The organism is Pseudomonas sp. MYb185 (genome assembly GCF_002979975.1).
Classification (GTDB): Bacteria; Pseudomonadota; Gammaproteobacteria; order Pseudomonadales; family Pseudomonadaceae; genus Halopseudomonas.
Genome location: NZ_PCQD01000012.1, coordinates 1 through 11,406, shown reverse-complemented (window position 1 = coordinate 11,406; position 11,406 = coordinate 1). Strand labels below are relative to the sequence as shown.

13 protein-coding genes are annotated in these 11,406 nt (G+C 63.3%); 5 read left to right on the top strand and 8 right to left on the bottom strand.

From position 1 onward, the window contains the following. The first annotated feature begins 41 nt into the window (after positions 1-41). Complete coding sequence (locus CQ007_RS15780; protein WP_105646796.1) at positions 42-497, top strand: hypothetical protein; 456 nt, start codon at positions 42-44, stop codon at positions 495-497. 155 nt (positions 498-652) lie between these two features. Beyond that, on the top strand, positions 653-961 hold the full coding sequence (locus CQ007_RS15775; RefSeq protein WP_105646795.1) for a hypothetical protein: 309 nt from the start codon (positions 653-655) through the stop codon (positions 959-961). 57 nt (positions 962-1,018) lie between these two features. Here CQ007_RS15775 and CQ007_RS15770 read toward each other — a convergent pair whose 3' ends face one another. From CQ007_RS15770 to CQ007_RS15745, 6 genes are read right to left on the bottom strand one after another with little or no spacing between them, the layout of a single operon-like run. Further along, the gene (locus CQ007_RS15770) at positions 1,019-1,717 is read right to left on the bottom strand and encodes an HAD family hydrolase (RefSeq protein ID WP_105646794.1); all 699 of its coding nucleotides are present in this window, start codon (positions 1,715-1,717) and stop codon (positions 1,019-1,021) included. A 17-nt stretch (positions 1,718-1,734) separates the two neighbouring features. Further along, positions 1,735-2,628 (bottom strand): tyrosine recombinase XerC, encoded by an 894-nt coding sequence (xerC, locus tag CQ007_RS15765; RefSeq protein ID WP_105646869.1) that lies wholly within the window; start codon positions 2,626-2,628, stop codon positions 1,735-1,737. A 14-nt stretch (positions 2,629-2,642) separates the two neighbouring features. Next, entirely contained in the window at positions 2,643-3,347 is a 705-nt protein-coding gene (locus CQ007_RS15760) for a DUF484 family protein (protein ID WP_105646793.1), read from the bottom strand. After that, the gene (dapF, locus tag CQ007_RS15755) at positions 3,344-4,174 is read right to left on the bottom strand and encodes a diaminopimelate epimerase (protein ID WP_105646792.1); all 831 of its coding nucleotides are present in this window, start codon (positions 4,172-4,174) and stop codon (positions 3,344-3,346) included. The genes CQ007_RS15760 and dapF overlap by 4 nt, the downstream gene beginning before the upstream one ends. Before the next feature lies 1 nt (position 4,175). Then, entirely contained in the window at positions 4,176-5,429 is a 1,254-nt protein-coding gene (gene lysA / locus CQ007_RS15750; RefSeq protein ID WP_105646791.1) for a diaminopimelate decarboxylase, read from the bottom strand. A gap of 8 nt (positions 5,430-5,437) precedes the next feature. Further along, positions 5,438-5,584, bottom strand: coding sequence for a lipoprotein (locus CQ007_RS15745; RefSeq protein WP_105646790.1), 147 nt, complete (start codon positions 5,582-5,584; stop codon positions 5,438-5,440). A 95-nt stretch (positions 5,585-5,679) separates the two neighbouring features. Between CQ007_RS15745 and cyaY the strand changes: the two genes are divergently transcribed. Next, a complete protein-coding gene (cyaY, locus tag CQ007_RS15740; protein WP_158256785.1) occupies positions 5,680-6,015 on the top strand; it encodes an iron donor protein CyaY in 336 nt (111 codons plus the stop codon). Positions 6,016-6,070: 55 nt separating this feature from the next. Here cyaY and CQ007_RS15735 read toward each other — a convergent pair whose 3' ends face one another. Continuing rightward, complete coding sequence (locus CQ007_RS15735; RefSeq protein WP_105646868.1) at positions 6,071-6,307, bottom strand: TIGR02647 family protein; 237 nt, start codon at positions 6,305-6,307, stop codon at positions 6,071-6,073. Positions 6,308-6,478: 171 nt separating this feature from the next. Here CQ007_RS15735 and CQ007_RS15730 point away from each other — a divergent pair, with 171 nt between their 5' ends. Continuing rightward, positions 6,479-7,141, top strand: coding sequence for a glutathione S-transferase family protein (locus CQ007_RS15730; RefSeq protein WP_105646788.1), 663 nt, complete (start codon positions 6,479-6,481; stop codon positions 7,139-7,141). A 236-nt stretch (positions 7,142-7,377) separates the two neighbouring features. On the opposite strand, the gene CQ007_RS15725 is transcribed toward CQ007_RS15730, so the two are convergent. Continuing rightward, positions 7,378-9,285 carry a beta-ketoacyl synthase gene (locus CQ007_RS15725; RefSeq protein WP_105646787.1) on the bottom strand — a complete coding sequence of 636 codons (1,908 nt, stop codon included), beginning with the start codon at positions 9,283-9,285 and terminating at the stop codon, positions 7,378-7,380. Positions 9,286-9,788: 503 nt separating this feature from the next. Here CQ007_RS15725 and CQ007_RS15720 point away from each other — a divergent pair. After that, the gene (locus CQ007_RS15720; protein ID WP_105646786.1) at positions 9,789-10,940 is read left to right on the top strand and encodes an MFS transporter; all 1,152 of its coding nucleotides are present in this window, start codon (positions 9,789-9,791) and stop codon (positions 10,938-10,940) included. The last annotated feature ends 466 nt before the right edge of the window (positions 10,941-11,406 follow it).

Below are 11,406 nucleotides of genomic sequence, written 5' to 3'. Positions count from 1 at the left end.
AGTCCAAAGCAGGACCCGAGCCAATCACCAGGGAGATTCTCATGCAGGCTGAGACCTACGATTACCTGTTGCAGTGGACCAGCGAGGCGCATGCCGTCATTGCCGATCGCCTGGAGCAGGCGATCACTGCCGATACCGACCAGCGCAGCCGCTGGCTGATGGAGTATATTGCCGGCCATGAGCGGGATATGGCCAGGACCGTGGAGCAATTCCGTGCCCACGCCGGTGAGGCCGAAAGCAGGACCTGGTTGTACGAGCACATTGGCGAAAACGTGCCGCCAAGGGCGCGCTGGGAGCTGACCTTCGCCGGCAAATCGTTCGATGAGATCAGCGAGCAGGTCTTCGAGCTGCATGGCCAGTTGATCGAAGTCTACACTTCCATGACCGGACGCGCCGCTATCCCGGCGGCTGCCGAACTGATGCGCAATGTGCTGGCCATGGAGCAGGCCGAAACGCGCCGTCTGGCTGAACAATGCGGCCGCCTGTACGACCTCTGAGCCCTGTCATACCTGCGATTCGTCCAGCCGCACTGGGAAGGAACGTCCTCTGCCGGTGTGGAGACAGGGCGACACTCGGTAAAATTTTCTCTTTCCCCCTTTTCAAATCGCTCTGTTGCGCTATATATAGCCAAGTTTTCAAGCGGAGGAACGCCATGAGCGCAGACGATATCGAAGATGATGACTTGCAGGAAGAAGAGGTAGATAACAGTGTCGTTGACGAAGCCGATGAAATGGAAGTCGATGATGAGCCGGCGGTAAAGCCACGCAAGAAAGCGGCGGCGGCCCAGGATGATGCCCTTGACGGCGTATCCCTGGAAGCCAAGGCGCGTGAGCGGGAAATGCTGGCGCGGCAGATGGAGGAATTCCTGGCCCGTGGCGGCAAGGTCCAGGAGGTCGATAACAACGCCCTGAGTGACCCGCCGAAGAAGCCGGAAGGGAAATACGGCAGTCGACCTATCTGAGGTATCGCTGTAGACATGGGCCTGCCCGACGGGGCAGGCCCATTGCGTTTGGCTGGATCAACCCTGGTAGTTCTTCAACCAGTCGGGAATCTCGCTCAGGCAGCGCACTTCGCCATGCGGACGCTCGGCGCCCGACCAGGCCAGCCCCAGCCGGTTGAACCACAGGGTGTGCAGGCCGACACCGCGTGCGCCCTGGATGTCATCCACCGGATGGTCGCCGATATGCAGCGCCTGCTGTGGCTCCACGCCGGCCCGTTCCAGGGCAGCGAGGAAAGGCGCCGGGTCTGGCTTGCTCAGGCCGATCTCATCGGCGGAGACGATGATCTTGAAGTACTTTTCCAGCCCCAGCCGACGCACGTCGGCATTGCCATTGGAGATGGTCGCCAACTGGTAGTGTCTGGCCAACTCCTCCAGCAGCGGCTCGCAGTGGGGAAAGAAGGTCAGTGCATGGCGGGCCTCGAGAAATACCTCGAATCCCGCCTGGGCCAGCTCGGTAGCCTGTTCGGGGGTGTAGCCGGCCTTGCGCAGGCCATGCTCCAGCACCGCGATGCGCAGCGCGGTGACGCGGTGGCGCAGGGTCGGATCAGCCGCCAGCACTTCCTGGCGCAGTGCACGGCGGGTGTCGCCATCCAGTTGCTGGGTGAAGCGCGGAGCATGCTGGTCGAGCCATTGCAGCAAGGTCTGCTCGGCGGCCATCACCACCGTCTCGGTTTCCCACAGGGTGTTGTCCAGATCGAAGGTCAGTAATTGAATCATCTCGGCAGGCTCGCGGATCAGTCTTCGGACTTGCGTCTGGCACGTGGGTGGGCGCGATCATATACCTCGGCCAGATGCTGGAAGTTCAGATGAGTGTACACCTGGGTAGTGCTGATATCGGCATGCCCGAGCAATTCCTGCACCGCGCGCAGGTCACCCGAGGACTCCAGCAGGTGACTGGCGAAGGAGTGGCGGAGCATGTGCGGATGCAGATGCTGGCCGATGTGTTCGATGCCGTAGCGCCGTACCCGCAACTGGATCGCCCGGGGCGTCAGGCGCCGTCCCTGCATGCCGACGAATACCGGCTGGGCGGTATCTGTGGTTGCCGGACGTACCTTGAGCCAGCGGCGCAGCGCCTCGCGGGCCATGCGTCCGACCGGCAGCAGGCGGGTCTTGTTGCCCTTGCCGACCACCCGTACCTCGCCTTCGTTGAGGTCGAGCTGGTCGATGTTCAGTCCGGCCAGTTCCGACAGGCGCAGGCCGGAGGAGTAGAACAGCTCGAGCATGGCATGGTCGCGTAGTGCCAGCCAATCGTCGTCGCCATCGTCGTTGAGCAGTTGCGTGGTCAGGTCGGCGTCCAGCAGCCTGGGCAGTTTGCGGGGCGCTTTCGGCGCGCGCAGGTCCAGGGCCGGGTTATGCCGGCAGCGGCGCTCGCGGATCAGATAGTGGTACAGGCTGCGCACCGCGCTGAGTTCGCGCTGCAGGCTGCGCCCGGACAATCCCGCCTGGTGTCGGCTGGCCACGTAGCGGCGCAGCAGGGCGGTATCCAGCCCATTCCAGTCATCGACCTGATGTTCGCCAAGGAACCGGCAACAACTGTGCAGATCGCGGCCGTAGGCCTCCAGGGTGCGCGCGGACAGTTGCCGCTCGCTGCGCAGGTGACCGATGAAATCATCCAGTGCCGGTAGCAGCGGGGCGCTGGGCACTACTGGCTCCGTGGCTCGACGGCCAGCGGACGCTGGCGTAGCAGCACCCTTGCCAGGGCATCGGCTATGTAGCTGAGGAACAGGGTGCCGGTGGCACTGCGGTACTGCTGCGGGTCACGGCTGCCCAGGGCCAGTACGCCATGCAGGCCCTGATGCTGGATCGGCGCCAGGGCAGTGGATGCCACCTCGTTGCCCTGTTCGCCGAACAGGAAGCTCAGTTCATGGCTGCGCAACACGCCGCTCAGGGTCTTGCCGCTGTCCAGCAGGTGGCCGATGGCTTCCCGCGCCTCGCCGTGGCTGACGCAGCGGGTGTTGCAGAAGCGCTGGGTTTCGCTGAACAGGATCAGGCTGACGAAGGGCACCTGGAAGTCATCGCGCAGACTGTCCTCGATGCTGGCGATCACCTGTTCCACATCCTGGGACTCCAGCAGGTTGAGAATCAGCCGGCGGCTTTTCTCGAACAGCCGGTCATTCTCCCGGGCTACCTCCATCAGTTGGCTGAGGCGGTGGCGCACATCGATGTTGCGCTCGCGCAGCAGCTTGACCTGGCGCTCCACCAGGGATACCGCCTGGCCGGCCTGATGCGGAATGAGCAGCTCGGGCAGCAACTCATCATATTCGACAAAGAATGCCGGGTGCCGACGCAGGTAATCCGCTACCTGGGCGGCGTCCAGCTCCTGGGTGGGCTGACTGGTTTCGCTCATACGCGTATCTGTCCTTCGTAGACCCGGCTGGCTGGTCCGGTCATCATCACCGGCTGGCCAGGGCCGGCCCATTCGATTTTCAGGTTGCCGCCGGGCAGGCGGATGGTTACCGGGGATTGCAGCAGACCACGGCGGATACCGGCGACGGCGGCAGCGCAGGCGCCGGTGCCGCAGGCCAGGGTTTCGCCGGCACCGCGCTCGTGCACGCGCAACTGGGCGTGGTGCTGGTCGAGCACCTGCATGAAACCGGCATTGACCCGTTGCGGGAAGCGCGGGTGCCGTTCGATCAGTGGACCGAGCTCGGCTACCGGGTAGCTGTCCAGGTCCTCGACCAGGGTCACGCAGTGCGGATTGCCCATGGACAGTGCCGATACCTCCAGCGTCAGGTCATTGACCTGCAGGGGATAACTTATCGCTTCGCTGTCCGCCTGGAACGGCACCTGCTGCGGCGCCAGGCGCGGCGCGCCCATGTTCACCGTAACCTGGCCGTCACGGCGGACCTGCAGGGTGATGCGGCCGCCGGCGGTCTCTACCTGAATCTCCGACTTGGCGGTCAACCGCTTGTCCTGCACGAAGCGGGCAAAGCAGCGGGCGCCGTTGCCGCACTGTTCCACCTCGCTGCCATCGGCATTGAAGATGCGGTAGCGAAAGTCCACGTCCGGGCTGCCTGGTGGCTCGACCACCAGCAACTGGTCGAAGCCGATGCCGAAGTGGCGATCGCTCCACTGGCGGATCAGCTTCGGCGACAGCTGGGCATGCTGGGTCACCAGGTCGATGACCATGAAATCATTGCCCAGGCCATGCATCTTGGTGAAGCGCAGCAGCATGTCAGGCCTCGGGCAGCAGCGACTCGCCGGCGAACAGCTCGCTGACGGTTTCGCGGCGGCGCACCAGGTGGCTGGCTGCGCCATCCACCATCACCTCGGCAGCACGGGGGCGAGAGTTGTAGTTCGAACTCATGACGAAACCATAGGCACCAGCCGAGCGTACCGCCAGCAGGTCGCCTTCGGCCAATGCCAGCTCCCGGTCCTTGCCGAGGAAGTCGCCGGTCTCGCAGACCGGACCGACCATGTCCCAGGCCTTGGCGTCGATGTCGCTGCGCGGCCGCACCGCATCGATCCCCATCCAGGCGCTGTACAGTGCCGGGCGGATCAGGTCGTTCATGGCCGCATCGATGATGGCGAAGTTCTTGTGTTCGGTGGGCTTGAGCAGGTTGACCTGGGTCAGCAGCACGCCGGCATTGGCGGCGATCGAGCGGCCCGGCTCGAACAACAGGGTCAGGTTGCGCCCGGCGACCTTGTCCCTGACCTTGCCCAGGTACTCGCCCGGGGTCGGCGGAACCTCGTCCCGGTAGGTCACGCCCAGGCCGCCGCCCAGATCCAGATGGCGGATGTGAATGCCTTCCTCGGCCAGTTGGTCGACCAGCATCAGCATGCGGTCCAGCGCATCGAGCAGCGGGGTATCGTCGGTCAGTTGCGAGCCGATGTGGCAATCCGCGCCCTGTACTTCCAGGTTCGGCAGCTCGGCCGCACGGCGATAGATGGCCAGCGCCTGGGCGATGTCGATGCCGAACTTGTTTTCCTTGAGCCCGGTGGAGATGTACGGGTGGGTCATGGCGTCCACATCGGGGTTGACCCGCAGCGACACTGGAGCCTTGACGCCCAGCGCGGCAGCGACCTGCTGCAGGCGCTCCAGCTCGGCGGCCGACTCGATGTTGAAGCACTTGATGCCAACCTCGAGCGCGCGGCGCATCTCCTGTTCGGTCTTGCCCAGGCCGGAGAACACCACCCGCGCCGGATCGCCACCGGCGGCCAGTACCCGCTCCAGCTCACCGCCGGAAACGATATCGAAGCCGGAGCCCAGGCGGGCCAGCACATTCAGTACCGCCAGGTTGGAGTTGGCCTTGACGGCAAAGCAGACCAGATGGGGTATGCCATTCAGCGCCGTATCCCAGGCGTTGAACGCCTGCTCGATAGCGCGGCGCGAATAGACGTAACAGGGTGTACCATACTGCGCGGCGACGGCGGACAGGGCGACGTTTTCGGCATGCAGTTCGCCATTGCGGTATTGAAATTCACTCATGAAATGTTTCAGTTTTCCGTAGGTTGCTGGATCAGTTCTTCCCGGGCCGGATCAACCGGCTGGGCGGCAGTCTCTTCGGGCATGTACAGGGGGCCTTTCTGGCCGCAGCCCGCAAGTGACAGGAGTACAAAGAACGCCGCGATGGATCGTTTCATGATGGAACCCTGGTTGATAAACGGACAATATGCGGCAGTATACCGAGCCTGGGAGTCCGACGCACCCGCCGCAGAAACAGGATAAGGAAAGGCAAATGAGTGATTTGACTGAAAGCGAGTTCCATCATCAGGTTGACCTGATTCAGGACCGGATCGAGCAGGCATTGGATGCTGCCGAGCTGGATCTGGACATGGAGCAGACCGAGGGTTCACTGATATTGATGCTGGCGAGCGGCCCGCGGCTGGTCATTGGCCGGCAGCCGGCCTCACGGGAACTGTGGCTGGCCACCCCCGATGGTACCCTGCATTTCGGCTATCAGCCGGAGCAGGGCTGGACACATGACAGCGATGGTGAAGCGCTCGGCAGCGTGCTGGCCCAGGTCATCGGTGAACTGACCGGGGATGAGCTGGAACTGGAGCTGGACGAGTAGGGGCATGAAGCGGGCTGCGAGAGCAGCGCCATTCATGCCCTCAGAGGTGGACCGGTCAGGCCCGCAGAATGGTCAGCAGGCGCTGCGCCTGCTCTGCGGCTTCCAGCCCCAGGCTGGTCAGATAGCCGCCGTCATCCATGGTGATCAGGCCGCGCTGGTGCAGTCGCTCAGCGGCGGCGATGATGTTGGGTGAGGCCTCGCGTTGATGTACCTTCAGCCCCTCCAGGGTATTGCCTAGGTTGAATTGGGCCAGCAGATTGATGTCGTCAACTTCTTCGGTTGTCAGAGACATGGGCAGCACCTTTTCCAATGGGTAATCTACTCCCGCAGTCTAGCCGCAAAACGCACGCCGGTGGTGAACTGGATGCTGGTGTCGTATTCAGCGGCGTGATGGACTGGAAATTCGCCACGGGCGCGAGTACAACTGACCCTCATTCCTACAACAAGACACAGGAAGGACCCCATGCTGCGACTTCATGGCTTTGCCGTCAGCAACTATTTCAACATGGCCAAACTGGCCCTGCTGGAAAAAGGTGTGGATTTCGAGATCAATACCATCCACGCCAGCCAGACTCCCGAGTTCCTGGCGATGAGCCCACGCGGCAAAGTGCCGTGCCTGGAAACCGAGCAGGGTTTCATCAGTGAAACCAACGTGATCCTGGAATATATCGAAGAGACCCAGAGTGGCAAGGCGTTGCTGCCGAGCGACCCCTTCGGCCGTGCCCGGGTCAGGGCGTTGACCAAGGAAATCGAGCTGTATATCGAGCTGCCGGCGCGCAGTTGCTATCCGGAAGTGTTCTTTGGCGGCAAGGTGGAACAGGCGGTCAAGGACAAGGCCAAGGCTGACCTGCTGGCTGGTGTCGCCGCCTTGCGTCGGCATGGCAGCTTTGCGCCTTACGTGGCCGGCAGCGAGATGACCATCGCCGACATCATGTTCCTGTTCAGCATCGATCTGGCCCAGGCGGTTGGCCGGAAGCTGTTCGGTATCGACCTGCTGGGCGATTGGCCGCAGGCGCGGGATCTGCTCGAACAGCTCCGGCAGAACCCCAATGTGCAGCGTATCGAAGCGGACAAGAACGCCGAGATGGCCGCTTTCATTGCCGCGATGGCCGGCCAGCGCAAGTAACGGATACGGGTAACGCAGGGGAGGTGCCGGCTAGTCCGGGATCTGTGGATTGCTTCACCGCGTAGCGGTTCGCAATGACGGGAGGGCGGGGGCCTGCTTTTGCATCCGTCGTTGCGAGCCCGAAGGGCGCGGCAATCCATTGTTCGAGCCCGTGGGCTGCAACGTCCTGCTCGTAATGGGGTGTTACCAACATCTGATGAAAGCCTCGCTCCAACGAGGCCTGTCATCTGAGCGACTCAGTCGAGCATGTCGGAAAAGCGTCCGTCCTTCTTGAACACCAGCGGCTGACTGAAGCCGGGGATGCGCATCTGTTCGGCGCTGATCTGGATCTCGCGCTCATCGATCATGTCATTGCCGAAGTTGTAGATCACATCCAGCTGGCCCTTGAGCGCCCGCTGCTCGTACGCGGCGGCTGCCTTGCGGGTCTCGGCACGGCGGATTTCGTAGTCGGCGAAACGCTCTGCGCCGTAGCGCTTGCGCAGCATGCGCTCCACCGGGCGCGGGCCCAGTACCACAGCGCTGGAGTTGTTGCCGCCAAACCCCTTGGAGTTGATGAAGCACACTTCCAGCGGATTGTCGCTGCGCGCGACATCGCTGGTGCTGAAGCGCAGATGCTTCTGGTGCACATCGGGGGCGATATGGTCGATGGTCTTGATGCCGGGGAGGATCTGGTACTTGAAGGTACCCAGGGCTGAGGCCAGCTGATCGGCGCTGGCGCTGGCCAGGGAATGGCCGACGAATGCCTTGACCGCGGCCACCGGCAGCTCCTCGATACCGAAGGCGGCCGCCACCTCGTCGAGTAGTTGGGACTCGGTGACGCGGTTGGCTGGGGTGCTGGAGCCGTGGGCATGCACGAAGCTGCGCTGGCGTACCGCCTCCGGACCGAGGATCTGCATGGCGCTGTATACCGACTTGGCCATGGTCAGGTAGTTGCCCGGGCCGGGCGCGGAGATGGACTTCTTGAAGCCGTCGGCGCTGACGAACACATCCGGTACAGCTCCGTGGATATCGGCGCCCAGCTGCAGTGCCAACTCGTCATCCATCAGCATGAAGAATTGCCCGGATTCGGCCAGGGTGAAGCCGCAGTTGTGGCTGAACGGCCGGCTGGCGCGACGGAAATCGACATCGTCGCGGCCTTCGATATTGCGCAGGCCCTCTTCGGTGGCCAGCGCGCTCATGGCACCATAACCTTCGATGCACTCCTGGGTGATCGGTGCCTCGCTGCTGCCGACCAGCACCACGCGGGCGCGGCCGTTGCCGATCATCTCGATGCCTTTCTGCAGGTTGTACAGGAAGCTGGCGCAGGCGCCAGTGATGGCACCGGTGGTGCCGACGCTACCCAGCACATAGGCATTGATGAAGTCCGCCGGCATGCTGTTCAGGCCCAGTGCCAACTGCTTGGCGCTGACCCGATGCCCCTTCAGGCGCGACTGCATCATGCCGCCGAAGCTGAACTCGTCCAGCTGGCTCATGATGCTGCTGGCGAAGACCGCCACCTCGTCGGGCTCGACCTGTTCGAGAATATGCTGCCAGGACAGGCCGGTGGAATGCAGCGCATCGGCTGCCGCGACGATGGACATCTGCAGACCGCGGGGGTGGAAGCGCGAATTGTACTGCTCACCCGGCTCGAAGCCGGTAGGCAACTGGCCGGCGGACTTGACTGCCAGCGGGCGGTAGCTGTCGACCTTCAGCTCGCAGTCGGCGGCGATGCTGACGCGCACCTCGTTACCGGCCAGCGGCTCGACGCTCCAGCCCGCCGGCAACGGCTCCGGCAGCTGCTTGGCCAGGGTGATGAAGGACAGCGGCTGTGCCGCATCGACACCGACCGGCAGGCTCTTGTGCCAGTGCGCGGCATCCACATCCAGGTGGCGCTTCTCTATGCGCCGTACCAGGGTGCCCTCGAGAATCTGATCGGCGAAACGCTGCTCGATATCAGCGGGCGTCAGTACTTGCCCGGTGCTGTCCAGGTAAGCATCGTTCTCCACTCGCACCAGCTTCATCAGTACAGCCAGTCCGGCCAGGGTTTCCTGGCGCTCGGCAGGGGGCAGTGATTCGATCACGGTACGGCGAAACGCATGGTGGAACGAACTGCGGCCGGCGGCATTGTAGCCACCGAAGCCGACTATGACCGGCAAACGCGACATCTCGCAAGACTCCTCGCAGGGCCCGCATGGTGGTGATACATACCAACCATGTCAGTAGACGGGCGCACATCTCGCCCGCCGGGGCGTTATTCGAATAGATTAGCTGACGAGGAATGTAACCGCTTGGTCACGTCCAGACCATGGTGTATCGGATTTTTTTGTGCGCAGCGGCTGGCTGCCCCGCAGCAGCATCATCCGCCGTGGTAACCCAGTCCGCGTCCAACCTGCAGTCGGCGAGGTGGAAAGTGCGGCGAGCGGGTTGTTCATGGTGACACCCTCCTGCAACGGGACAGTGGGTATTGTTTGTTCCTAGTCTGTGTCAAATAAAACAAACGGGAAGGTGAGTGGTAACCATGGCCTGCGGCAGTGTTTCTCTGTGCTCAGCGGTGGAGATTCCCGGTTGGGGGTAATGGCTGTGTCCCGGTGACTGTCAAATATATTGAATGTAGCATGGCGTGGGCGTATGTTTTCAGCCCTGTTAACGTAGTCGGAGAAGGCAGTCGATGCGTTGGAGCACCTACTGGATAGTCACTGCAGCCGTGGTGGTGGTCGGTCTGGCCATGGGTATCACCCTGCCACTGGTGTCGCTGCGCCTGGATCAATGGGGCTATGACGCCTTTGCCATCGGCATCATGGCGGCGATGCCGGCGATCGGTATCCTGCTCGGCGCACGGCTGGCCGGGCATCTGGCCGGCTATCTGGGTTCGGAGCGCTGCATGCGGCTGGCGCTGGTCAGCAGTGCGGTCTCGGTGGGGTTGCTGACGGTATGGAGTCATTACGGGCTGTGGCTGGTGCTGCGCCTGCTGCTCGGTGGCAGTCTGACCATCACCTTCATCCTTGGTGAAAGCTGGATCAACCAACTGGTCGAGGATCGCCTGCGCGGTCGCCTGGTGGCGGTCTATGGCAGTGCCTTTGCGGTGAGTCAACTGTGCGGGCCGCTGTTGCTGGGGTTGCTCGGCACCACCACCGATGCCGGCTTCTGGCTCTCCATCATGCTGTTACTGCTGGGCGCCGTGGTGCTGTGGCAGGTCGATGGAGCGCCGCAGGTGAATGCCGGGAACGCGTCGGGTCGTGGCGTGGGGACCTTCGTCCGGCGGATGCCGGCGGTGGCCTGGGCGGTGATTCTGTTCGCCGGCTTCGAGGCCATGGTGCTGACCCTGCTGCCGGTGTATCTGATCCGCGAGGGGTTCGCCCAGGCGCTGGCGCTGCTGATGGTCAGCACCGTGGTGGTGGGCGATGCGGTACTGCAACTGCCGATCGGCTGGTTGGCCGACAAGGTCCGGCGCACCACCCTGTTTCGGCTCTGCGGACTGGTATTGCTGGCTAGCAGCCTGAGTATGCCATTGCTATTGCACAGCCCCTTCATCTGGCCGGTGCTGATGCTGTTCGGCGCCAGTGCCGGTGGTTTGTACACCCTGTCGCTGATCCTGGTCGGGCAACGATTCCGGGATGATGCCCTGGTGCGCGCCAATGCCCATATCGCCCTGTTGTGGGGTGCTGGCTGCCTGTTTGGCCCGCTGACCACGGGTGCGGCCAGCCGCTGGCTGAGCAGTCACGCACTGCCGCTGCTGATGGCCGGCATGGCGGCGGTGTTTCTGCTGCTGGCGCTGCGGCGTGGGGCATTCGATGCGGTGCGGGTGGATGGTCAGGGATAGTACGGCCCCGGCTTGACTGACCCATTGGAGGGGCGATCGCGACCCGGTCGAGTTCCATCTCGACCAGCGGCGCGGCGGGAGACACCGCAGGCCGGGATGGAACCCGGCCTTCCAGGTGGTAACTTCGAATCCCCGTTCAGACCATGGAGGGTCGAGTTCCATCTCGACCAGCGGCGCGGCGGGAGACACCGCGGGCCGGGATGGAACCCGGCCTTCCAGGTGGAACTTCGAATCCCGTTCAAGGCCATGGAAGGTCGAGTTCCATCTCGACCAGCGGCGCGGCGGGAGACACCGCTGGCCGGGATGGAACCCGGCCTTCCAGGTGGTGACTTCGAATCCCCGTTCAGACCATGGAGGGTCGAGTTCCATCTCGACCAGCGGCGCGGCCCGAGACACCGCAGGCCGGGATGGAACCCGGCCTTCCAGGTGGTGACTTCGAATCCCCGTTCAAGGCCATGGAGGGTCG